14 protein-coding genes and 2 pseudogenes are annotated in these 21,921 nt (G+C 58.1%); 4 read left to right on the forward strand and 12 right to left on the reverse strand.

Translation table 11 applies throughout. The annotated features are described in order from the left end of the window. The coding region (locus tag MHM85_RS16865; protein ID WP_239285175.1) for a hypothetical protein at positions 1-194 on the forward strand (194 nt) is incomplete at its 5' end. Between the two features lie 306 nt (positions 195-500). On the opposite strand, the pseudogene MHM85_RS16870 reads toward MHM85_RS16865, so the two are convergent. Next, positions 501-902, reverse strand: a pseudogene (locus MHM85_RS16870) (IS481 family transposase); the annotation flags it as partial. 301 nt (positions 903-1,203) lie between these two features. Here MHM85_RS16870 and MHM85_RS18520 point away from each other — a divergent pair. Further along, on the forward strand, positions 1,204-1,515 hold the full coding sequence (locus tag MHM85_RS18520) for an IS66 family transposase zinc-finger binding domain-containing protein (protein WP_239285177.1): 312 nt from the start codon (positions 1,204-1,206) through the stop codon (positions 1,513-1,515). A gap of 473 nt (positions 1,516-1,988) precedes the next feature. On the opposite strand, the gene recA is transcribed toward MHM85_RS18520, so the two are convergent. The 3 genes and pseudogenes from recA to MHM85_RS16890 all read right to left on the reverse strand — a co-directional run bounded on the left by recA (position 1,989) and on the right by MHM85_RS16890 (position 3,991). Then, the gene (gene recA, locus MHM85_RS16880; RefSeq protein WP_285263957.1) at positions 1,989-3,038 is read right to left on the reverse strand and encodes a recombinase RecA; all 1,050 of its coding nucleotides are present in this window, start codon (positions 3,036-3,038) and stop codon (positions 1,989-1,991) included. 141 nt (positions 3,039-3,179) lie between these two features. Continuing rightward, positions 3,180-3,377: pseudogene (locus MHM85_RS16885) on the reverse strand (DNA recombination/repair protein RecA); the annotation flags it as partial. A gap of 89 nt (positions 3,378-3,466) precedes the next feature. Next, positions 3,467-3,991: a CinA family protein gene (locus tag MHM85_RS16890; protein ID WP_139525138.1), complete on the reverse strand. Its 525-nt coding sequence runs from the start codon at positions 3,989-3,991 to the stop codon at positions 3,467-3,469. A gap of 121 nt (positions 3,992-4,112) precedes the next feature. Between MHM85_RS16890 and mutS the strand changes: the two genes are divergently transcribed. Both mutS and fdxA read left to right on the forward strand, forming a co-directional pair. Beyond that, on the forward strand, positions 4,113-6,680 hold the full coding sequence (mutS, locus tag MHM85_RS16895; RefSeq protein WP_139525137.1) for a DNA mismatch repair protein MutS: 2,568 nt from the start codon (positions 4,113-4,115) through the stop codon (positions 6,678-6,680). Between the two features lie 182 nt (positions 6,681-6,862). Continuing rightward, complete coding sequence (gene fdxA / locus MHM85_RS16900) at positions 6,863-7,186, forward strand: ferredoxin FdxA (RefSeq protein WP_139525136.1); 324 nt, start codon at positions 6,863-6,865, stop codon at positions 7,184-7,186. Between the two features lie 498 nt (positions 7,187-7,684). Here fdxA and eno read toward each other — a convergent pair whose 3' ends face one another. From eno to pilQ, 8 genes are all read right to left on the reverse strand, one after another. Continuing rightward, a complete protein-coding gene (gene eno / locus MHM85_RS16905; RefSeq protein WP_139525135.1) occupies positions 7,685-8,974 on the reverse strand; it encodes a phosphopyruvate hydratase in 1,290 nt (429 codons plus the stop codon). A 68-nt stretch (positions 8,975-9,042) separates the two neighbouring features. Next, the gene (gene kdsA, locus MHM85_RS16910; RefSeq protein ID WP_139525134.1) at positions 9,043-9,906 is read right to left on the reverse strand and encodes a 3-deoxy-8-phosphooctulonate synthase; all 864 of its coding nucleotides are present in this window, start codon (positions 9,904-9,906) and stop codon (positions 9,043-9,045) included. Positions 9,907-9,916: 10 nt separating this feature from the next. Then, a complete protein-coding gene (locus tag MHM85_RS16915; RefSeq protein ID WP_139525133.1) occupies positions 9,917-11,572 on the reverse strand; it encodes a CTP synthase in 1,656 nt (551 codons plus the stop codon). 265 nt (positions 11,573-11,837) lie between these two features. Then, positions 11,838-13,256: an FAD-dependent oxidoreductase gene (locus tag MHM85_RS16920; RefSeq protein ID WP_139525132.1), complete on the reverse strand. Its 1,419-nt coding sequence runs from the start codon at positions 13,254-13,256 to the stop codon at positions 11,838-11,840. 32 nt (positions 13,257-13,288) lie between these two features. Then, positions 13,289-17,731 carry a glutamate synthase large subunit gene (gltB, locus tag MHM85_RS16925; RefSeq protein ID WP_139525131.1) on the reverse strand — a complete coding sequence of 1,481 codons (4,443 nt, stop codon included), beginning with the start codon at positions 17,729-17,731 and terminating at the stop codon, positions 13,289-13,291. A 455-nt stretch (positions 17,732-18,186) separates the two neighbouring features. Then, the gene (aroB, locus tag MHM85_RS16930; protein WP_219862946.1) at positions 18,187-19,290 is read right to left on the reverse strand and encodes a 3-dehydroquinate synthase; all 1,104 of its coding nucleotides are present in this window, start codon (positions 19,288-19,290) and stop codon (positions 18,187-18,189) included. Further along, a complete protein-coding gene (gene aroK, locus MHM85_RS16935; RefSeq protein WP_139525129.1) occupies positions 19,287-19,853 on the reverse strand; it encodes a shikimate kinase AroK in 567 nt (188 codons plus the stop codon). The genes aroB and aroK overlap by 4 nt, the downstream gene beginning before the upstream one ends. Continuing rightward, positions 19,853-21,916 (reverse strand): type IV pilus secretin family protein, encoded by a 2,064-nt coding sequence (gene pilQ / locus MHM85_RS16940; protein WP_219862944.1) that lies wholly within the window; start codon positions 21,914-21,916, stop codon positions 19,853-19,855. The genes aroK and pilQ overlap by 1 nt, the downstream gene beginning before the upstream one ends. Between the last annotated feature and the right edge of the window lie 5 nt (positions 21,917-21,921).

The raw sequence follows: 21,921 nt of genomic DNA on the forward strand, positions 1-21,921 counted from the left end.
AGGTGGATAGGCTTTCACCCATAGCGGATGGCTCTCTTGGTTCAGATTCTTGGCGGAACACACTGAATTTTCAAGAGAATACCATCCGCTATCTTCGTTTTCGGGCCGGCCTCATGAATAAGCCGGGTGGATGGTTGATGGGCTTTCATGGTACTTGGCCACCAGCTCGCTCATCACTTCTATCGGATATTTAAAATCAAAGCAGCTAACGCCTCACTGCGGTATTGCTTAGTCATGGTCATGTACCTCCGAAAACAGCCCCTTTTCTATCATCGCTGTTAGGTGCGCATCCGATAGTGACAGGATGTGTTGAGCAGCCTGTTTGAAAGCCTCCTCTTCCTCATCACTGATGTTGGCCTCTTGGCTTTTGGCGAACTCATACATGAAGAGAGCACGGCTCTCCTGTCGTTAGAGAATGATGGTGCGGTGGCCCCGATTTGGCACGATAAGACAGCGCCTGGAACAAGGAAGTCAGCGACCACCTGCCTTGTTATCTTTTAGTATAGCTGCGCATGAACGAACTTGGACGTTCGATCCATTGAAACGAAGAGATAGGCCTTGCCTTCGCCTGTCTGGATATCGCTAATATCGATATGCAAATAGCCGATAGGGTAATGTTTGAAGAACTTTTTCTCGCGCGTTGCTTCGCCAGCCCTAGGCCGCTGACTAGTACCGTGGCGCTGGTAGAGTCGGTGCAGACTTGACCGTGTCAGCGATGTGGAGCGAGCTGCTTTGGGTCCCATACGCACAACTTCGACAGAGGTCCGGCTGCGCCACTTGCGTACGGTTTTAGGGTTAATGCCGTAGCGTCGACTTAACGTCGCGACCGACTCCGTCGATCGCTGTATGTCTTCTCGGATGGCGTGCGTGGTCGTGGCGCGTTGATGAAGTACCTGAGCCATGGATCCTCCGCGGACAAGGTTTCATACCATAAACCACCACACCCCAGGACCAAACACCTAGGCTTATTTTATTCCTTTATAATTAAAACAAAGTGATTATAGAAAAGAAGACTCTTACTCAGTTGGGGATATCGTTAAGCTGACATCAGGTGGGTAAGTTATGACTATCAGATAGTTGACGATAAATTTGGATAGATAGTGTACAGGTAGCTAGAAGTGTCAGTGGTTTGCTGGGAAGGTCGCTGATGACGCAACGTGCGATACGACCTCAACTGCTAATCGTCGCACGCGCGCCGGGCGTGTGGCGCTACCGCCAGAACTACCGCGCGTTGAGGTGGTGCATGAACTGCCCGATAACGATCACCACTGCCACAAGGACAGTGCCGCGCTAAAGATAATCGGTGAAGAGGTCATTGAGAAACTGCACGGGTTGCCTGCCCGGATCGAGGTGACCCGTCATGTGCGCCGCAAATATGCCTGCCCGACGTGCGAAGAAGGCATGAAGACCGCCCCCGCGCCGCCGGCCAAGCTGTTTTGCCTAAAAGCAATGCCAGCGCCACGCTGCTCGCCTCTATATCGCGACCGCCAAATACCAGGACGCACTCTCCCCTGATCGAACGACACAGCGGCTACCTCTTAGCAGCGCGCCTACCGAAGATAACGGCCACTGAAACTGCCAAGACGATGATCCGGTTGTTAGAACCACGCCGAGGCGCAGTGCAGACCATCACCTTGGATAACGGTTCTGAATTCGCCGAGCACCGACAGTTACTAAGACCGTCTCAGCCAAGATCTGTTTTTGTGACACGTACCACTCATGCCAGCGTGGCACCAATGAAAATACGAATGGCCTGATTCGCCAATATTTCCTGAAAGGGACTGACTTTCGAACCTTGTCTGACACAGAGCTAAGAAGAGTGGTCGATAAGCTGAACGATAGACTAAGAAAGAGGCTGAGATACCGCCCCCAGCCCAGGTGTTATTAAGTGAATACTTGGAGAACAACAAACCGCGGGTGCTGCACTTATTAGTTTAATTTAGGTGTTGCGCATGGACAAGGTTTGTAAAAACCTTTAACAATCTGCGTTAGGCGTCCTCTTCTGGTACCTGTACAGCTACAGCTTTGTCTTCGCCCTTGCGCTGCGCGACTGGCATCAGTTGGCGACGTATTTCAGCTTCAATCTCGTCTGAGATTTCCGGATTGTCTTCTAAATACTGCGCAGCATTGGCCTTACCTTGACCGATTTTTTTGCCTTTATAGCTGTACCAGGCACCGGCTTTATCGACCAATTTACACTGCACGCCAAGATCGATGACCTCACCAGCATGATAAATCCCTTTACCGTAAATAATCTGGAATTCCGCCTGTCTAAAGGGCGGCGCCACCTTGTTTTTCACCACTTTAACACGAGTTTCGTTACCAGTGACTTCGTCACCCACTTTTACCGAACCAGTGCGACGGATATCCAAGCGCACGCTGGAGTAAAATTTTAACGCGTTACCACCGGTGGTAGTTTCAGGAGAACCGAACATCACACCGATCTTCATCCGAATCTGGTTGACAAACACGACAAGACAGTTCGCGTTTTTTACGTTACCAGTTAGCTTACGCAGAGCCTGGGACATTAATCTTGCTTGCAAGCCAACATGGGAGTCGCCCATTTCGCCTTCGATCTCCGCCCGCGGCACAAGCGCTGCGACAGAGTCGATGATGATCAAGCCAACAGAGTTGGAGCGAACAAGCATGTCAGTGATTTCAAGAGCCTGCTCACCAGTATCTGGCTGAGAAACCAACAATTCATCCAAGTCAACGCCTAGCTTTTCAGCGTAAACTGGATCTAGTGCGTGCTCTGCATCAATAAACGCCGCGCTTAAACCTTTCTTCTGTGCTTCGGCCACCAGCTGTAAACAAAGTGTGGACTTACCTGCACTTTCTGGGCCATATATCTCGCAAATTCTGGACAATGGTAGCCCGCCTATGCCAAGTGCAATATCGAGACCCAGAGAGCCCGTAGAGATCGCAGGCATTGGGCCCGCTGACTCATTCATTTTCATAACAGCACCTTTACCGAACTGACGTTCGATCTGACTCAACGCGGCAGACAGGGCCTTTTTGCGGTTCTCATCATTCATGATCTTTCTCCAAAAAATGCTACATAATTAGGCGAGCTTGCTCTAAATTGTACTGGTACAAAATTAAAAAATATTTATTAAAGCATTGCGGAGCTGTTACTCACTCACTCGGTTAGCTTGTACCATTTTTTCTAGTACCAATTAAAAGATTTCGACGACGCGACCAAACGGCAAACCACCAATTCCCAGCGCAATATCCAGCCCCAGAGAACCGGTGGAGACAGACGGCATCACGACGCGTGGCGCATCGCCGAGGCGCATGACGGTTCCTTTGCCAAACTGGCGGTCAATTTGACTGAGTGCGGCATTGAGCGCTTTGGTGCGGTTGTCTTCCTGAGCCATGCAGAGATTCCTCATAACAAGCTGTATAATTAGCCAGTAGTATGCCAAAGATTCGCGGCTAAACAAATCCTCAACGGCTACTTTAACGATTATTTCTTCTGCGCTTGGGCGCTCAACCGAGCCACCAGCCCTGCCAGTGCTTCGCGCACCGCCTGCTCACGCACCGCTTGGCGGTCGCCAGGAAAATGGAAACACTCGGCTTCTTGCTGTTCGGCACCGCCCCAAGCGATCCATACGGTGCCGACCGGCTTGTCATCGCTGCCGCCATCGGGTCCGGCGACGCCACTCACCGCCACGGCCACATCGGCACCGCTCTCACGACAAGCACCGGCCACCATGCGCTTCACCACCGGCTCGCTGACCGCGCCGTGGGCATCGAGCGTCGCTTGCTCGACGCCTAGCAGGCGCGTTTTCGCGGCGTTGGAGTAGGTGACGTAACCGGCCGTAAAATAAGCCGAGCTGCCGGCCACCGAGGTAATGGCGCTGGCGATGCCGCCACCGGTGCAGGACTCCGCGGTGGTCACTTCCATGCCCAGTTGAAGACATTGCCGCCCCAGGCGCTGGGCAAGCAGCGATAGATCGAGGTTCTTGAGGCTTGAAACGCTGGGGGCCATGGTGACTCCTTCATGTAGGACCTTAGGGTAGCGTAGAATACTGCGTTTAGCTTTCTCAACGAAATTGCCCAACGAACATGCCGCAAGCCAATCGCTTGCGCCACGCTCAATCAGGACGCCCATGTCACAGGCCAGCCCCGCCCATACGCCAATGATGGCGCAATACCTTAAGATCAAGCGCGAGCACCCCGAGGTACTGCTGTTTTACCGCATGGGGGATTTTTACGAACTATTTTTCGACGACGCAAAACGCGCCGCCGCGCTGCTGGATATTACGCTGACGCAACGCGGCCAATCGGGGGGCAAGCCCATCCCCATGGCGGGAGTGCCTTACCACAGCGCCGAGGGGTATTTGGCGCGCTTGGTGGCTGGGGGCGAATCGGTCGCAATATGCGAGCAAATCGGCGACCCGGCCACCAGCAAAGGGCCCGTCGAGCGCCAGGTCGTGCGTATCGTGACACCCGGCACGCTGCACGACGAAGCCCTGCTCGATGCACGGCGAGATAACGTTCTAGTGGCCGTTGCCCCCGGCAAGGCGGGCTGGGGGGTGGCGTGGCTGGAGCTCTCCAGCGGTCGCTTCAACGTGCTGGAAGTCGAGAGCGAAGCGGAAATGCTCGCCGAGTTGACCCGGCTCTCTCCGGCAGAGCTGTTGGTCCCCGAAAGCCTGACGCTGCCCGATGTGTGGTCGCAAAAGCGCAGCCTACGCCGACAGGGGGAGTGGCTATTCGATCTGGAGAGCGCCACCCGCAGCCTGTGTGACCAGTTCGAGGTCAGCGATCTGCGTGGCTTTGGCTGCGCGCACCTCTCCACGGCGCTGATCGCGGCCGGTGTCTTGATCGACTATGCCCGCGACACCCAGCGCTCGCGCCTGCCCCACGTGACGGCCATCAGCGTAGAGAACCGCGATGATGCCGTGGTGATCGACGCCGCCAGCCGCCGCAACCTGGAGATCGACATCAATCTGGGGGGCAGCAGTGACAACACCCTGGCCAGCGTGCTCGACACCTGCACGACCGCCATGGGGTCACGGCTTTTAAAACGCTGGCTGAATCGCCCGTTGCGTCAGCGAGAGATCGTCGAAGGCCGCCAAGCCGGCGTTGCCCTGCTCTCCATCGATGCCGCTTATATGAGCTTGCGGGAAACATTAATCGATGTGGGCGATGTGGAACGCATACTCGCCCGTGTCGCTCTTTATAGCGCCCGACCGCGAGATCTCGCACGGTTGAGAGATGCGCTCGCCACGCTGCCCACGCTGGAAGCGCTGCTGGCCGATATCGACAGCGGCAGTGCCCTGGATAGCCTCAAGCCACACATTCGCCCCTACCCCGAGCTGGCCGATACGCTAGCACGCGCGCTGGTCGACAACCCGCCCGTGGTGATTCGGGATGGCGGCGTCATCGCCGACGGCTTCGATGCCGAGCTGGACGAGCACCGAGGCATGGCCGAAAACGCGGGCGACTACCTCGTACAACTGGAGCTGCGAGAGCGTGAGCGTACCGGGCTCGCCAACCTCAAAGTCGGGTATAACCGCGTGCACGGCTACTTCATCGAGCTGCCCCGCGCCCAGGCACAGCAGGCGCCCGCCGACTATATCCGTCGTCAAACGCTGAAAAACGCCGAACGCTTCATCATTCCAGAACTCAAGGAGTTCGAGGACAAAGCGCTTTCTGCCAAGTCGCGCGCGCTCACTCGAGAAAAATGGCTTTACGATCAGCTGCTGGCTGACCTCAATGCCCAGTTGCACGAGCTACAAAACACTTCCCGAGCGCTCGCAGAGTTAGACGTGCTGTGCGCCTTCGCCGAGCGCGCCGATGCGCTCAACTGGGTGCGCCCGCAGTTGGTCGACAGCACCGGCATCACGATTACGGCGGGCCGTCACCCCGTCGTAGAGCAGGTCAGCGATAAGCCGTTCGTGCCCAACGACGTACTGCTCACCCCAGAGCAGCACATGCTGATCATTACCGGCCCCAATATGGGCGGTAAATCGACTTACATGCGCCAGACGGCGCTGATTGCACTGCTGGCCCATAGCGGCAGCTTCGTGCCTGCCGATGCCGCTGAGATCGGTCCGGTCGATCGCATCTTTACCCGGATTGGCTCGTCGGATGATCTCGCCGGGGGACGCTCGACCTTCATGGTGGAAATGACCGAAACCGCCAATATCCTGCATAATGCCACCGAGCACAGCCTAGTCCTGATGGATGAGATTGGCCGCGGCACCAGCACCTTCGACGGGCTCTCCTTGGCCTGGGCGAGCGCCGAGCATCTCGCCAACGCCCGGGCGCTCACGCTGTTTGCCACGCACTATTTTGAAATGACGGCACTGCCTGAGCAGGCGGAGGGCGTCGCCAATATTCATTTGACGGCAACGGAACACGGCGATGGCATCGTGTTCATGCACCGTATCGAGGCGGGCCCCGCCAGCCAGAGTTATGGCTTACAGGTCGCCCAACTCGCCGGGGTCCCGGCTCCGGTGATTCGTCGCGCTCGGGAAAAGCTGATGATGCTCGAGCAGCGGGATGTCGACGAGCAGCAGCGGCCCTCAGCGAGCCCTGCGATACCGCAGCAAAACGACCTGTTCGCCAGCGTCCCGCACCCGGTGGTAGAAGCGCTCGGCAAGGCGGATATCGACGACTTGTCGCCTCGCGAAGCGCTGGCCCTGTTGTATCAGTGGCGAGAGCTGCTATAGACAATGGATATAATGAGCGGCAGTAATCGCATCAACAGATGAGCGCGAGCGCTTGCCGCCGGGTATGGGCACCACTAGAATGTCGCCCATACTTTTTTACCTTATAAAAAATCGCTGATTTATAACCATTCACGATTGACCACGACCGGGAGGCTTCTCGGTCTCGCAAGAGGGATAGCAAGATGACGTTTGTCGTTACCGAGAACTGCATCCAATGCAAATACACCGACTGTGTGGAAGTTTGCCCGGTCGACTGCTTCTACGAAGGCCCCAACTTCCTGGTCATTCACCCAGACGAGTGCATTGACTGCGCGCTGTGTGAGCCAGAGTGTCCTGCTGAGGCGATATTCTCTGAGGATGAGCTGCCCGATGGCCAGGAGCCTTTCATCGAGATCAACGCGGAGCTGGCCGAAGTATGGCCCAATATTGCCGAGAAGAAAGACCCTCTGCCCGATGCAGAAGAGTGGGATGGCAAAACGGGTAAGCTGGAAAAACTCGAGCGTTGAGCGCAGAGTGTTAGCACACCACAAAAAAACCAGCGTTTACGCTGGTTTTTTTGTGGTCGGATGGAAGACATTCATGATTGCGTAAATGGCCTGCACAAAAAAAGGCGGCCCGTAGGCCGCCCGCTCCAAGCACTTCCTCTGACCACTCCCTGTGTCAACCTCCTTAGGTGACGTCCTTGCCAGGGCTCACATCACTGTGTCACCCGGCGCACCTACTTACATCCCGTTGCATCCTGCCTGAAGCATCCTTGCCTCCCCTTGTCCTGTGTGCATTGTGGCAGAACAGGCTAACTTCACAAGCCAGCAGAAAATACAAAGGGCGAGCCTCCCCGGCTCGCCCTTCAGACAAAAAAATCTTAAATATCAACGGCTTAAATTAAGATTAGTGAAAAAATTCGCTTTTTCCTACACGGTTCCGAGCGAATGTCGTCGGCATTTGTAAGAGATCTCTTACAAATTTTTGAGAGATCTCTTACACGCGAACGCTATATTTTTGACCTATTGGCCTTTGATGGCTTTCAAACCGGGGTAGCTCACATCACCCAGCTCGGCTTCGATCACCAGCAGGCGGTTGTACTTCGCGACACGGTCAGAGCGACACAGCGAGCCGGTCTTGATTTGTCCCGCACAGGTGCCTACGGCCAGATCGGCAATGGTGGTGTCTTCGGTTTCACCACTACGGTGGGAGATGACCGCCGTAAAGCCCGCATCTTGGGCCATTTTGATCGCGTCGAGAGTTTCGGAGAGCGAGCCAATCTGATTGAACTTGATCAGAATCGAGTTACCGATCTGCTCGTCAATGCCACGCTTGAGGATGTTGGTATTGGTGACGAACAGGTCGTCCCCCACCAGCTGCACCTTGTCGCCCAGCTTGTCGGTCAAGGCTTTCCAACCGGCCCAGTCGGACTCGTCCATGCCGTCTTCGATAGACACGATGGGGTAGTCGGCACACAGGCCCGCCAGGTAGTCCGCAAAACCTTCGGCGTCGTAGCGCTTGCCTTCGCCAGAGAGGTCGTACTGGCCGTCTTTATAGAATTCGGAGGAAGCACAGTCCAAGGCCAAGGTGACATCGCTCCCCAACGTGTAACCCGCATCGGCAACGGCTTGCTTGATGACCGCCAGCGCGTCGGCGTTGGATGCCAGGTTTGGCGCAAAACCGCCTTCATCACCCACCGAGGTAGACAGCCCTTTGGCAGAGAGCACTTTCTTGAGGGCGTGGAAGATCTCTGCGCCCATACGCAGACCTTCACGGAAGTTCGTAGCGCCAACCGGCTGCACCATGAACTCCTGAATGTCCACGTTGTTGTCCGCGTGCTCGCCGCCGTTCAGAATGTTCATCATCGGGACCGGCATGCTGTACTGGCCGGGCTGGCCGTAAAGCTCGGCGATATGGGCATACAGTGGCACGCCTTTAGCATTGGCCGCCGCCTTGGCTGCCGCGAGCGACACCGCCAGAATCGCATTGGCTCCCAGAGTCGCCTTGTTATCCGTGCCATCCAACTCCAGCATGGCATTGTCCAAACCGCGCTGGTCCCGCGCATCCATGCCCAACAACGCATCACGAATCTTGCCATTCACGGCCTCGACGGCTTTTAAAACGCCTTTACCGAGGTAGCGCGCCTTGTCGCCATCACGCAGTTCGAGTGCTTCGCGGGAGCCCGTGGAGGCACCGCTGGGGGCACAGGCAACGCCGACGGCACCGCTTTCCAAACGTACGGTGGCTTGAACGGTCGGGTTACCGCGCGAATCGAGCACTTCCAGCGCACTGATTTCAACAATTTTGGTCATGACAGTGTCCTTTGGTTGTCGGTCTAATCGATGAGAGGTCCAATGTATACCACGGATATCCGCCGCGATTAACGGATGGTCAAGGGGTCGAAGCCTTTGACCAGTGCGTCCAGCTGTGACAGTTGGGTCAGAAACGGCTCGAGCTGGTCCAGTGGCAGTGCGCAGGGGCCATCGCACTTGGCGTTATCGGGGTCTGGATGAGCTTCCAAAAACAGCCCGGCCAAGCCCACTGCCACACCCGCGCGAGCAAGCTCGGCAACCTGGGCACGGCGGCCATCGGCGCTGTCCGCCCGGCCACCCGGACGCTGCAGAGCATGGGTGACATCGAAGAACACCGGGTAACCGGTCTGCTTCATGTCGCCAAAGCCCAGCATGTCCACGACGAGGTTGTTGTAGCCAAAACTGGTGCCGCGTTCACATAGCATCAGGCGGTCGTTGCCCGCTTCCTGAAACTTGGTGAGGATATGGCGCATTTCGTGCGGGGCCAGAAACTGCGGCTTTTTGATGTTGATCGCCGCACCGGTTTTCGCCATTGCTACGACGAGATCGGTTTGGCGCGCCAAAAAGGCCGGCAGTTGGATGATGTCGGCGACTTCCGCCGCAGGCGCTGCCTGCCACGGCTCGTGCACGTCGGTGATGATGGGCACGTCATGGCGGGCCTTGATATCGGCCAGGATTTGCAGGCCTTTTTCCAGCCCAGGCCCGCGGTAGGAGTGGATCGAACTGCGGTTCGCTTTATCAAAACTGGCCTTGAACACATACGGCATGCCCAGCTTTTGCGTCACATTCACATAAGCCTGTGCGACTTCATCGGCCAGCTCCGCCGACTCCAGTACGTTCATACCGCCCAGCAGCATGAGTGGCAAAGAATTGCCGGCGGTTAAGCCGGCAACGTGGATGTGATGCTCTGGGAATGGAGACTGAGAAGACATGCTTCCCCCTTTATTCCTGAGGTGCGGCGTGGGCACGGGTCCGTGCCGTTTTGTGCTCTAACGCGGCATTGACGAAGCCCGAGAAGAGCGGGTGACCATCACGCGGGGTGGACGTGAACTCTGGATGGAACTGACACGCCACGTACCAGGGGTGATCGGCCAGCTCGACCATCTCCACCAGAGACTGATCGACGCTCTTGCCGGAAATCACCAGGCCTGCCGTTTCCAGCTCATCGATGAACTGGTTATTGACCTCGAAGCGGTGACGATGACGCTCGACGATCTCGTCAGCCCCATAGGCTTCGCGGGCTTTGCTGCCTGACTTCAAATGGCAAACCTGGCCACCCAAGCGCATGGTGCCGCCAAGATCCGAGGCCGCATCGCGGAGCTCGATCTTGCCTTCGGCGTTGATCCACTCAGTGATCAAGCCCACGACGGGGTGCTTGGTGTCGTGGGTAAACTCGGTGGAGTTGGCGTCTTTCCAACCAGCTACGTTACGCGCGAACTCGATCACCGCTACCTGCATACCCAAACAAATACCCAGGTAAGGGATGTTGTTTTCGCGAGCGAACTGAGCGGTCAGAATCTTGCCTTCCACACCGCGCTCGCCAAAACCACCGGGCACTAGAATGGCGTCTTTGCCTGCCAGGCGCTCGGTGCCGTGACGCTCGATGTCTTCGGAGTCGATATAGTCGACGTTGACCTTGATTCGACCCTGAATACCCGCGTGGATCAGCGCTTCATTCAGCGACTTGTAGGCATCCAGCAGCTCCATGTACTTGCCGACCATGGCGATGCTGACGGACTTCAGCGGGTTGAGCTTGGCATCGAGTACCTTGACCCACTCCGACAGGTCCGCAGGTGCCGCTTCCAGGCGCAGCTTGTCACAGACGATATCGTCTAGACCGTGCTCGTGGAGCATCAGCGGAATGCGGTAGATAGTGTCGGCGTCTTGCAGCGGCACTACTGCACGCTCTTCCACATTGGTGAACAGCGCAATCTTGCGGCGCTCGCTCTCTTCGAGCTCGACTTCGCTACGGCAAATCAGAATGTCTGGTTGGATACCGATGGAGCGCAACTCTTTGACGCTGTGCTGTGTCGGCTTGGTCTTGGTTTCGCCAGCGGTCTTGATGTACGGCACCAGAGTCAGGTGCATGTAAATGGCGCGGCTGGCGCCAAGCTCGCTGCGAATCTGACGAATGGACTCCAGGAAGGGCAGTGACTCGATATCGCCGACCGTACCGCCGATCTCCACCAGCGCCACGTCGAAGCCTTCGCCACCGGCGTAGACGCGCTGCTTGATTTCATCAGTGATGTGCGGAATGACCTGCACGGTGCCGCCCAGATAATCGCCACGGCGCTCTTTGCGCAGCACGTGTTCGTACACACGGCCCGTAGTGAAGTTGTTGCCCTGGGTCATTTTGGTACGAATGAAGCGTTCGTAGTGACCTAAGTCCAAGTCCGTCTCGGCGCCATCCTCGGTGACGAATACCTCGCCGTGCTGGAAAGGACTCATGGTGCCCGGGTCCACGTTGATGTACGGGTCGAGCTTGAGCATGGTGACCTTAAGGCCGCGGGCCTCTAGAATCGCCGCCAGCGAGGCAGACGCGATGCCCTTGCCAAGAGAGGACACAACGCCGCCGGTCACGAAGATATATCGTGTCATGGAAAACCTGTCGAAACGTGATCAAAAGGCGTAACAGAAAGCCACACCAGGATGGGACGACAGAATAGCAGAGTACGCCTTAAGGCTCAATTTGAACTGCCGAGGCCACCTAATGAAGGATGAGAACTGACGACGCCGGGATCAGGCCAACGCGAAGGTATTTCGCCATGGATGGCGAAAATAGCGCCCAAGGATGGGTTAACAGCGCCCTCGCGTTGGCCTGAGGCGGGTAATGTCGCGGGGCTGGAGAACCCCGCGAAAAAAATCAAACCCCTAGGTAATCCAGGATGCCCTCAGCCGCCTGACGCCCTTCATAAATAGCGGTGACCACGAGATCGGAGCCGCGCACCATGTCGCCACCGGCAAAGATTTTTTCGTTGCTGGTTTGGAAGGCGTACTGGCCGTGCTCGGGCGCTTTGACCAGGTCCCAATCGTTGACGTCGATCTTGGCACTTTCGAACCACGGCGCCGGGCTTGCCTGGAAACCAAAGGCGACCACCACGGCGTCAGCGGCAATGATCTCTTCAGATCCCGGCACGACTTCCGGGCGGCGACGGCCGTTTTCGTCCGGCTCGCCCAGGCGCGTACGAACCACCTTCACGCCTTCGACCTTATCTTCACCAACTACCGCGACCGGCTGGCGGTTGAACAGAAACTCGACGCCCTCTTCCCGCGCGTTGGCCACTTCGCGGCGCGAACCCGGCATGTTCTCTTCATCGCGGCGATAGGCACAGGTCACGCTGGCAGCACGCTGACGAATCGAGGTGCGGTTACAGTCCATCGCAGTATCACCACCGCCCAGCACCACCACGCGCTTGCCTTCCATCGAGATGAAGTCGTTCGGGTCCTTCTCGAAACCCAAGCGGCGGTTGACGTTGGCAATCAGAAAGTCCAACGCCTTATAGACGCCGGGCAGGTCTTCACCGGGGAAGCCACCCTGCATGTATTTGTACGTCCCCATGCCCAGGAACACCGCATCGTACTCCTGCAGCAGCGTCTCGAACTCGACATCGGTGCCGATTTCGGTATTCAGACGGAACTCGACGCCCATCTCCTCGAAGACCGCGCGGCGGCGCTCCATGACGTTCTTTTCCAGCTTGAACTCAGGAATACCGAAGGTCAGCAGACCGCCAATTTCGGGGTACTTATCGAACACCACCGGCTTGACGCCGTTGCGCGCCAGAATGTCGGCACAGCCCAAGCCCGCAGGGCCTGCACCGACAATCGCGACTTTCTTATCGGTCCACACCACCTTGGACATATCCGGGCGCCAGCCCATGGCAAAGGCGGTATCGGTGATGTACTTCTCCACCGAACCAATCGTCACCGCACCAAAGCCGTCATTCAAGGTGCAATCACCCTCGCACAGACGATCCTGGGGGCACACGCGGCCACACACTTCCGGCAGCGAGTTGGTTTTGTGGGATAGCTCGGCAGCCTCGATGATGTTGCCTTCCACCACCAGCTGCAGCCAGTTGGGAATGTAGTTGTGTACCGGGCACTTCCACTCGCAGTAAGGGTTGCCGCAGTGCAAGCAGCGGTGCGCTTGGCTCGCCGCATCGGTGGGCTTGAACGGCTCGTAAATTTCTGCGAACTCTTTGGCCCGGGTGTGCGCCGGTTTTTTCTGTGGGTCTTTACGACCCACGTCGACAAACTGAAAATCGTTATTCAAACGGTTGGCCATGATCTCTCTCCTCGAAGCGTAGGCGCTGACGGTTATTGCGGCTGACGCCGAGACTGATCCAGCAGACTACCCAGACTGGCCGCTTTTGGCTTCACTAGCCAGAAGTGGCGCGCGTAGTCGCTAAAGTCTTCCAGAATCGCCGCACCGCGTGCGGAACCCGTCGCGGCCACGTAGGCCTCGATCATTTCCCGCAGGTGGCGACGGTAGGCTTCCATCGCTTCGGTGTTGACCCGGTGAATTTCGACCAGCTCGTGGTTGTACTTGTCCACGAAGGTCCGGTCTTCATCGAGCACGTAGGCAAAGCCACCGGTCATGCCCGCCCCAAAGTTAACGCCGGTTTCACCCAGCACGCAGACCAAACCACCGGTCATGTACTCACAGCAGTGGTCACCCGCGCCTTCGATCACGGCCGTGGCGCCGGAGTTACGTACCGCAAAGCGCTCGCCAGCGGTACCGGCGGCAAACAGCGTGCCACCCGTAGCCCCATAGAGGCAGGTGTTGCCGATGATGGCCGTTTTGTGGCTCTCGAACTGGCTGACCTTGGGCGGCACGATGACGATGCTGCCGCCGTTCATGCCTTTACCGACGTAGTCGTTGGCATCACCTTCCAGGAAGAGGTTCAGACCACGGGCGTTCCACACGCCGAAGCTTTGGCCCGCCACACCGATAAAGCGCGCCGTCACCGGTGCGGCTTCGAGCCCCTCTTCACCGTAACGCTTGGCAATGGCACCGGAGGTGAGCGCCCCGACGCTGCGGTCGCAGTTGGTGATAGTGAAGTCGAAGGTGCCACCTGACTGAGACTCGATGGCTTCTTTCAGCGCCGCCAGCACTTCCTGGTTCTTGGCACCCGGGTCGTGGGGCACGTTGCGGCTCACTTCACAGAACTGAGGCGCATCCGCAGGCACGAAGTCGTTCGCCAACAGCGGCATTAAATCCAGCTTGCGCTGTGATGCCGTGTTGCCCTCCAACACTTCCAGCAGGTCCGTGCGGCCAATCAGGTCGGTGAGCTTGCGAACGCCCAGCATGGCCATCAGCTCGCGTACTTCTTCGGCAATAAAGCGGAAGTAGTTCTTCACCATATCCACGGTGCCGCGGAAGTGCTCGCCGCGCAGGAAGTCGTCCTGGGTCGCTACACCGGTGGCACAATTGTTCAGGTGGCAAATACGCAGGTATTTACAGCCCAGCGCCACCATCGGCGCGGTACCAAAACCGAAGCTCTCGGCCCCCAGAATCGCCGCTTTGACGACGTCAAGACCGGTTTTCAGGCCACCATCGGTTTGTAGGCGGATTTTGTCCCGCAGGCCGTTGATGCGAAGCGCCTGATGTACCTCCGGCAGGCCCAGCTCCCAAGGAGAACCGGCGTGCTTGATAGAGGTGAGCGGGCTAGCCGCGGTGCCGCCGTCGTAGCCAGACACGGTGATCAAGTCCGCATAGGCTTTGGCGACGCCGGTGGCAATGGTGCCGATCCCTGGCTCGGAGACGAGTTTCACCGAGACCTGCGCGTCTGGGTTGACCTGCTTGAGGTCAAAGATCAGCTGCGCCAAGTCTTCGATGGAGTAAATATCGTGGTGTGGCGGCGGCGAAATCAACGTGACGCCGGGCACCGAGTAGCGCAAGCGGGCAATCAGCTGATTGACCTTGCCGCCCGGCAGCTGGCCGCCTTCACCGGGCTTCGCGCCCTGAGCCACCTTGATCTGCAGCACGTCGGCATTGACCAGGTAAGCTGGCGTAACACCGAAACGACCTGAGGCGATCTGTTTGATCTTCGAGCTGCGAATGGTGCCGTAACGGGCCGGGTCTTCGCCACCTTCACCGGAGTTGGAGCGACCGCCCGCCTCGTTCATGGCCTGTGCCAGCGCTTCGTGCGCTTCGGGCGACAGTGCGCCCAGCGACATACCGGCACTATCGAAACGCGGAATCAGCGCTTCGATGGGCTCGACCTCTTCCAGCGGCACGGGCGACTCAGAAGGCTTGAGCGTCAGCAGGTCACGAATGGTGGCCACGGGACGTTCATTCACGAGTTGCGCAAATTTCTTCCACTTGGTGTAGCTGCCCTCTTGCACGGCGGCTTGTAGCGACTTCACCACATCCGGGTTGTAGGCGTGATACTCATGGCCGTGCACGTATTTGAGCATACCGCCTTGGGAGATACCTTTGCGGGGAATCCACGCCTCTTTGGCTAGTAGCTCTTGCTGAAGCTGGAGCTCGGCGAAGCCGGTGCCTTGAATACGCGACGCCATGCCCACGAAGCAGGTCTCCATGACCTCGTTCGACAGACCGACGGCCTCGAACAGCATGGAGCCACGATAGGAGGCCAGCGTCGAAATGCCCATCTTCGAAAGGATCTTGAAGAGCCCCTTCTGCAGGCCTTTACGGTAATTCTCGCGGGCGTCTGCCGGGTTGCCAGTCAGCTCCCCGGTGCGGTGCATATCCGCCATGACCTGATACGCCAGCCATGGGTAGACCGCTGTCGCGCCCACCCCGAACAGCACCGCCATCTGGTGCGCATCGCGGGCATAGCCAGTCTCGACCACGATGTTGGCATTGGGGCGTAGCGCCAGGCGGCCCAGGTGGGAATGCACCGCACCCACGGCCAGCGCTGCCTGAATGGGCAGCTGGCCTTTGGGCAGCTCCGCATCGCTCAGCACCAGAATCACTTTACCCGCTTTTACCTGCGCTTCGGCTTCTTGGCACAGCGCGGTAATCGCCTGCTGCAGGCTGGTCTGCTCTGGATCGTACCCGAGCGGCAGCATATGGCTAGCAAAGGCCGGATCGTCCTGGCTCACCAGGGCGGTGAATTTACGCGGCGAGAGCACCGGCGTGGTCAAAATCAAGCGATGGGCGTGTTCCGGTGTGGCCTTGAAGACGTTCAGCTCCGCGCCACAGCAGGTTTCCAACGACATCACGATCGCTTCGCGCAGCGGGTCGATCGGCGGGTTGGTGACCTGGGCAAACTTCTGCCGGAAGTAGTCGGTGAGCAGGCGCGGGCGGCTCGACAGTACCGCCATCGGCGTATCGTCGCCCATGGAGCCCACCGCCTCCTGGCCGCTCTCCGCTAGCGGGCGCAGTACCTGGTCGCGCTCTTCGAACGTTACCTGGAACATCTTCTGCTGCACGTTCAGCGCATCCGTGTCCATCGTTTGGAAGCGCGCCAGTTCGGTCAGCGCCGACTCCAGGTAGTTCGCTTCCTGTTTCAGCCAGCGCTTGTAGGGGTATGCGGACTTCAGGCGATCATCGATGTCCTGAGTGTGCAGCACTTCGCCCGTTTGGGTATCGACGGCCAGCATCTGGCCGGGGCCGACGCGGCCTTTTGCCACCACGTCTTCCGGCTTGTAGCCGTAGGTGCCGATTTCGGAGGCCAAGGTGATGTAGCCGTTCTTGGTAATCACCCAGCGCGCGGGGCGCAGGCCGTTACGGTCCAGCATACAGACCGCTTGGCGACCGTCGGTCATGACCACGCCTGCAGGGCCGTCCCACGGCTCCATGTGCATGGAGTTGTACTCGTAGAACGCGCGCAGCTCGGCGTCCATGGTCTCGACGTTTTGCCAGGCGGGCGGCACCATCATGCGCACGGCGCGGTGTAGCTCCATACCGCCGGTCAGCAGCACTTCCAGCATGTTATCCATACTGGAGGAGTCGGAGCCGGTGGTGTTGACGATTTCGTCTAGTTTAGCGATATCCGGCAGACGCTCGTTGACGAAGTTTGCCTTACGCGAGTTCGCCCAGCCGCGGTTGGCTTCGATGGTGTTGATCTCGCCGTTGTGCGCCAGCAGGCGGAACGGCTGTGCCAACGGCCAGCGCGGTGCGGTGTTGGTCGAAAAGCGCTGGTGGAAGACGCAGATGGCGGTTTCCAGGCGTGGGTCGTTCAGGTCTTTATAGAAGGCCGGCAGATCTTCCGGCATGACCAGGCCTTTATAGGAGACCACTTCGGTGGAGAGCGACGCCACGTAAAAGTCTTCGTCGCTGCGCAGCGCCTGCTCGGCGTAGCGGCGACCCATGAAAAGATCGACATCGAAATTGTCGCTGCTGCCGGGGGCAACGAACAGCTGCTCGATACGCGGCAGGCAGTCCAGCGCCATGGGGCCACAGACACTCGAGTCCGTGGGCACTACGCGCCAGCCCAGCACGTCCAAACCGCGTGCGCTTAACTCAGCCACCAGCGTCTCTTTAGCTTTGGCGGCACGCGCATCGTCGTTGGGTAAAAACACCGACCCCACCGCGAAGCGCTCGCCCAGCTCTACATCGAGCGACTCTTTAGCAGCAGCACGCATGAACTGTGCGGGCATCTTCAGCAGCAGGCCGCAACCGTCGCCAGTTTTACCATCTGCCGCGATACCGCCACGGTGGGTCATGCAAGTCAGTGATTCAATAGCCGTTTTCAGCAAGTCGTGGCTGGCCTGCCCTTCCATGTGGGCAATAAGGCCAAAGCCGCAGTTATCGCGAAACTCGCCTGGCTGGTGAAGACCTCTATTCATGGGCGTGCCTCTAGTCAGCGTATTTTGTAAGCAGCGTTTTTATGGTATTATTACGGGTTTTTCTTTTTTTATGGCTCTTGTTACCCGCCCAAAATAGGGTGTTTTCCGCATTCGCTGCTGCAAGAAAATGGTCGCTCAGCATAGCGATTTGCCACCGCGTAGCGCAATCGCTCGACACTCGCCAATCGTCAAAAACCCTCGCCAAATCCCGTAGTTGCACTACCGTTCAATAAAAAAACAGTTATACTTCAACGGCTTGCAGGCTAAAGAAACGGTATTTTAACGACCAATATAGAACACTAGACTTTAGTCTAATTTTAACCAAAAACCCCATGCCGATAGCGCATAAGGCATACGGATATCACTAGTCAGCAGCCATTTCGGCGCTTTCTAGGCAAACAAAACCCGCCTGTTTCGAGGCGGGTTTTGAGCGGGTGCGCTTACGATTGATTCCCCTAGCCGCGCGGATAACCATCAAGTAGCTGTCTCAGCGTCTCGATAGGCGTGGCATCGCTAACGCAGGCATCGCCCAAGTCGTTCAGTAGCACCAGACGCAGACGCGCGTCCACGTTCTTTTTATCCAGCCGCATTCGTGTCAAGAAGTCATCCGACGACATGCCCATTGGCGCAACAAGCGGAAGGCCCGCGCTTTCGATCACCGCTTTCGTGCGCTCTAAGGCATCAGCGCTGATCCACCCCAACTGGTGGGAGAGCGTGGCGGCCATCGCCATGCCGGCCCCTACGGCTTCGCCGTGCAGCCAGTTGCCGTAACCTTGATGCGCCTCGATGGCATGGCCAAAGGTGTGTCCTAGGTTCAACAGCGCACGTACGCCCTGCTCGGTTTCGTCTTCCGCTACGATATCGGCTTTGATCTGGCAGCTTTTGGCAATTGCATCTGCCACCACCTCGGGTTCGACGCGGCGCAGCGCCGCCATGTTCTGTTCCAGCCAAGCAAGGAAGGCGGCATCGCGAATGAAGCCGTACTTCACCACCTCCGCCAGCCCTGCAGAGAGCTCCCGCGCAGGCAGCGAGGTCAGCGTGGCGATATCCACTACCACGGCTCTGGGCTGCCAGAATGCGCCAATCATGTTCTTGCCCAGCGGATGGTTGACCCCGGTTTTACCGCCTACCGAGGAGTCCACCTGAGAAAGTAGTGTGGTGGGCACTTGAATGAACGCCACGCCGCGCTGATAGGACGCGGCCGCGTACCCCACCATGTCGCCAATCACACCACCTCCCAAGGCAATCAGGGTACAGCGGCGATTGAAGCCTGCCTCGAGCAGCGCATCCCAAATGCGCCCCACTTGTTCGATGGTTTTGTACTGCTCCCCATCCGGTAGCACCACGGTACGCACGTCGAGCCACTCGGGCAGCGACGCCTGCAGCGTCTGCAAATAGTGCCGGGCCACCGTCTCGTTGGTGACGATCATCACTTGGCTGCCCGCCAGATAAGGCACGAAGCTGTCTGCGCGTTGCAGCAGCCCTACGCCAATATGGATGGGGTAACTACGCTCGCCCAGATCGACGGTGAGCGTGCGTTGGGGGGCGTATTCGGTCATGGAGAAACCTTCTTCTGTGGGGCGCTGACAGCGTCCAACGGATCGATCAGGCGGTGTACGCGGCGCAATATCTCATTGACCACCGCACGCGGGCTGCGGCGGTCCGTCCGCACGGTAATGTCAGAGGTCGCACGATAAAGCGGATCGCGGGCGGCGAACATGTCGTTGAGCACCTGCTCGCGGTTCGCGCACTGCAACAGTGGACGATTGCGGTCTTTCGCGGTGCGCTTCAGCTGCTGTTCGACGGTGGTCATCAGGTAGATGACGGTGCCACGCTCGCGGAGCACCCGACGGTTCTCTTCTCGCAGTACCGCGCCACCACCGGTGGCAACGACCACCTCCGCTAGCTGGGTAAGCTCGTCGATCATCTGAATTTCACGCTGACGAAAACCTGGCTCGCCCTCGACGTCAAAGATCCAGGGAATATCGGCACCACAACGATCCTGTATGGCGTGGTCGCTATCGTAAAATGGGCGCGATAGCTCCCCTGCCAACAGGCGACCTATCGTGCTCTTGCCAGCCCCCATGGGGCCTATTAAAAAAAGATTGGGTAAATCCTGCATCAGCGAACCGCCAAACCATCGTCAAGTAGTCGTGGAGTAATAAAGACCAGTAACTCTACCTTTTCATTGCTCTCTTCGGTATAGCGAAAGAGTCGACCCAGCACGGGCAGGTCGCCTAATAGCGGCGTTTTCGCCATCTGGCTGAGCTGCTCCGTGGTCAAAATACCGCCCAATACCACCGTCTGACCATTATCCACCAGCACTTGGGTTTCGATTTGGTTGGTATCGATGGGCGGCTCGCCGCCAAACTCACTCTCTCGAAAGCTATCATTCTTGATCACCAGATCCATGATGATGCGATTGTCTGGGGTGATTTGCGGCGTTACCTCCAGCGATAGCTCTGCCTCTTTAAATTCGGTGTCTGGGTTACCCTGCGCATCGACACTCTGAAATGCTCGCTCTTCGCCCTGGCGAATGGTGGCCGTGCGCTGATTGGCCGTGATCACGCGAGGCTGTGAGATCGTCTGACTCTTCCCTTCACTCTCGAGCGCACGCAGTTCCAGGTCGAGCAGAATATCCCCCGACAAATAGCCAAAGCTGAAGCCGGTGTTGGCTGCTGCCGTGGACCCCAAATCCACCGCCAATCCCCCCTGGGCACGATTGATACCGTTGGGGTTGATATCCCGGCGTGAGAAAGTGCCGTCATCGTTTTCTAAAAAACCGCGAGTGCTGGAAACGCCCCAGTTCACGCCCAGCTCGCGAGAGGCGGTATCCCGAGCAATGACGATACGTGCTTCGATTTGCACCTGTCGCACCGCCACATCGAGACGGTCGAGAGTCCGCAAGATGTCGCGTACCTGAGCAGCGGTATCCTGAATCAGTAGCGTGTTGGTACGCTGATCGACGCTCACCCGACCACGCTCGGTCAGCAGACCGAAACCTTCTGCTCCGCGCAGCAGCTGTGCCAGGTCCTCGGCACGGGCGTATTTCACCTCGATGAACTCGGTCACCAGCGGTGCCAGCGTTTGCTGCTGGTTGCGCGCTTCGATCTCCTGGCGTTCGATGTCTGCCAACTCACCCGCAGGTGCCACGACGATCACGTTCCCCTGCTCACGGCTTGAGAGCCCCTGGCTTTGCAAAATCAGCGCCAGGGCTTGGTCCCAGGGCACGTCGTTGAGATTGAGTGTCACACGCCCCGTCACACTGTCGCTCGCCACCAAGTTCAAGCCGGTAAATTCGGCCAGCGTGGCCAGCACTGCGCGCACTTCGATATCTTGGAAATTGAGGCTCAAGCGATCACCGGTAAAACTCTCGCCCTGACGCTCACGCTCTTGCTGGCTGGCCTGGCTCACCGGCTGCACTTCGACGGTGAGCGTGCGTCCGCTTTGCGATGAGACCATGGCGTAGGGGCCGTTGGTTTGCAGCTCCAGCAGTGTATCGCGCTGCCCGGAACGGGGCGTAATACGGGTAATCGGCGTGGCAAAGTCGGTTACGTCGTAGATTTGGTTGAGCGCATCGGGAATGTCCACATCGCGGAGTTCAGCCATGACCACGCCGCCACTGCCTTCGCGCACCTGCGTCACCACACCTTCCCGGTCGAAGGTGACCAGCAAACGGCCTGCTCCATCCTCCCCTCGGCGAAAATCGATATTGGTGACGCGTGGGCCTTCAGACGTTTCCAAGCCACTATCGACCGATGGCGGCGCTGCGCTGCTCAAGGCCACGCGCTCGGACGTTGGGACGTCCCCAGCACTCTTCAAGGTAATTCGTAGCTGATCGGCTTCCACGCGGGAGGTGTACTCGAGCGGTTGGCGTAGGTCGACCACCAGACGCGTTCGGCCATTTCCTTCCAATGCAGTAATCTTCTCGACGCCTGCGCGATCGACGTTGATCCGCCGCTGGGGCAAGCCACTTTGGGTATCGGCCAGGTCCAGCGCTAAGCGGGGCGGCGCGTCCAACCGATAGCCACGCAGTTCGGCCACACCGCCGCTGAATTGCAAGAGCAGCTCGACCTCACCGCTGTCGGTTTGGCGCACGTCCAAGTCGGTTAGCACAGACCCAAAGGCAAAAGTCGGCAACAGAGCTAACAGTGATAGCGTAATTCGACGAAGCGTGACGGCCATAGATA

This window comes from Halomonas sp. McD50-4 (assembly GCF_022348135.1).
GTDB lineage: Bacteria > Pseudomonadota > Gammaproteobacteria > Pseudomonadales > Halomonadaceae > Vreelandella > Vreelandella piezotolerans.

What these genes read in the sequence shown, in the direction of transcription:
- aroB (WP_219862946.1), bottom strand. Translation starts at nt 19,290, where the DNA reads ATGACCGAATACGCCCCCCAACGCACGCTCACCGTCGATCTGGGCGAG.
- fdxA (WP_139525136.1), top strand. Translation starts at nt 6,863, where the DNA reads ATGACGTTTGTCGTTACCGAGAACTGCATCCAATGCAAATACACCGAC.
- eno (WP_139525135.1), bottom strand. Translation starts at nt 8,974, where the DNA reads ATGACCAAAATTGTTGAAATCAGTGCGCTGGAAGTGCTCGATTCGCGC.
- gltB (WP_139525131.1), bottom strand. Translation starts at nt 17,731, where the DNA reads ATGAATAGAGGTCTTCACCAGCCAGGCGAGTTTCGCGATAACTGCGGC.
- MHM85_RS16920 (WP_139525132.1), bottom strand. Translation starts at nt 13,256, where the DNA reads ATGGCCAACCGTTTGAATAACGATTTTCAGTTTGTCGACGTGGGTCGT.
- MHM85_RS16915 (WP_139525133.1), bottom strand. Translation starts at nt 11,572, where the DNA reads ATGACACGATATATCTTCGTGACCGGCGGCGTTGTGTCCTCTCTTGGC.
- pilQ (WP_219862944.1), bottom strand. Translation starts at nt 21,916, where the DNA reads ATGGCCGTCACGCTTCGTCGAATTACGCTATCACTGTTAGCTCTGTTG.
- aroK (WP_139525129.1), bottom strand. Translation starts at nt 19,853, where the DNA reads ATGCAGGATTTACCCAATCTTTTTTTAATAGGCCCCATGGGGGCTGGC.
- mutS (WP_139525137.1), top strand. Translation starts at nt 4,113, where the DNA reads ATGTCACAGGCCAGCCCCGCCCATACGCCAATGATGGCGCAATACCTT.
- MHM85_RS16890 (WP_139525138.1), bottom strand. Translation starts at nt 3,991, where the DNA reads ATGGCCCCCAGCGTTTCAAGCCTCAAGAACCTCGATCTATCGCTGCTT.
- kdsA (WP_139525134.1), bottom strand. Translation starts at nt 9,906, where the DNA reads ATGTCTTCTCAGTCTCCATTCCCAGAGCATCACATCCACGTTGCCGGC.